The sequence below is a fragment of the Tsukamurella sp. NPDC003166 genome (assembly GCF_040611135.1).
In the GTDB taxonomy this organism is placed as follows: Bacteria; Actinomycetota; Actinomycetes; order Mycobacteriales; family Mycobacteriaceae; genus Tsukamurella.
In genome coordinates, this window is record NZ_JBEXNL010000035.1 from 1 (window position 1) to 1,702 (window position 1,702).

Genomic DNA, 1,702 nt, shown 5'->3' on the forward strand with positions numbered 1-1,702 from the left:
CCTCGATCTTTCATGAGGTGGCCGTCCCGTCCTGATCGGTTTCGGATTGGTGTTTTCGGGCGCGGTTCGGGATTGTGGGCATGGCGTTGCGGCCCGGTGTTGCGTCGGGTGGCGTCGGGTTCCACTGTCCCGTGGGGTGTTTCGTGATCGTTCGGTCAAGGATGTCGAGTGGGTCATGTCGGGGCTCGTAGTCGGTCCAGGCGGCTGAGTCCGACGAGGAGAACCTCGGTGTCGGGGGCGGTCGCGGCCAGGTGCAGTCGGGTTCGGCGGGCGTGCCGGGCGATCCTTCCGGCGATGGAGAAGAGTCGGTGGCGCAGCTTCTTCGGTTCCCATCGGCGAGCATCATGACTGGTCAACGCCAGTGTTTGGGCCCAGGTGATCAGGGTCGAGGCCAGTGCGGCGATCGCAGCCCAGATGCGGTTCTGGCCGAATCGGTGCAACGGGAGGTTCCGCAGGCCGGTCTCCTTCAAGGCGCGGATGCGGTCCTCGCAGCGGGCCCTGCGGCGGTGCCGCAGCTCGAGGCGTTCGATCTTGCCGCGGCTGTTGGTGACGAACGCGGTCAGCCGGAGTCCGTCGCGGTCGGTGAACGTGAGCTGCGCGCCGGGGTGCGGGCGTTCGGCGCGGACGATCAGCCGCATTCCTGCTGGCCAAGAGCTCAGATCGACCATGTGGGTGAGTTCGCAGATCCAGGCCCCGTCGCGCAGGGCGCCGGTGTCGTCGTTGATCGCCGGGATCCACCCCGCCTTGGGCACGAGATCCACAGCCGCAGCGAGCGCGGGCGTGAGGGTGAAGCCGATCGAGTAGGCCAGGTGCCGGCGGGTCAGGTAGTCCAGGAAGTCGTGGGTGCCGCCACCACCGTCAGCGCGGATCAGGACTTTGCGACCGACCCGGTACCGACCGCCGCTGGTGACCGTGTCGGGTAGCTGCGCGAGTGCTTGTTTGACGACGGTGATGTGGTCAGCGGCGGTGTTCGAGCCCGCGTTCCCCGGCCGCAACAGGACCGCGACCGGTTCCCCTGTCCCTGCCTGACCGTGATCGACGAACGCCAGTAGTGGGTGGAAGCCGAAGCCTTTCTTGAAGTTCGGGGCCGCATCCTCTTTGTCACTGTGGGCGGCGACGAGGGTCGCGTCGAGGTCGATCACCAACGGATCCTCCGCGCAGATCCCATGATCGGGGCCGTCCTGGCCGGCCAGTTCCCAGGCTTTGGACCGGGCCTGCGTGGACGCTGCTGCGATCGCGGCCAACGCCGCTTCCGGCTCAGCGGCGAGTGCGGTGATCAGCCGGGAGACCGTCGGATCGGAGGCGATCTGCCCCATCACCTGCGGCTGGCTGCGGAGCTGATCCAAGTCGGCCAGGCAGTCCCCGCCCACGGCGACCGACACCGCCAGATCAACGATGATCTTCCCCGGATCGTGGACCGCGTTCGGCTTGCGCCACGGCATCAACGCGCTGCTCAGAGCCGCAGCCAGGCCGGCGGTCTCGGCCGCGCGAAGCAACAGCACCGTCCCTGCGTGCGAGACCAGACGCTGCCCGGCCGCGTCGACTGCCAGAGCTGGATACAAAGACGTAGACTGGCTCACCAGAAAGGTGCTCCTTCGAGTGCGACGAATAAGGTGTGTGGTAACCCCTATTCTTCCAGCTCAGAGCACCTTTCTTCATGCCAACACGCAGCCTTGATCAACTCGCCGGTGAAAGGCCGAGG

General features: G+C 66.7%; 1 protein-coding gene. It reads right to left on the minus strand.

Annotation, left to right across the window (positions count from 1 at the left end):
* Positions 1 to 173 precede the first annotated feature (173 nt).
* On the minus strand, positions 174 to 1,580 hold the full coding sequence (locus tag ABZX10_RS22725; protein ID WP_355545567.1) for an IS1380 family transposase: 1,407 nt from the start codon (positions 1,578 to 1,580) through the stop codon (positions 174 to 176).
* Positions 1,581 to 1,702: the final 122 nt, after the last annotated feature.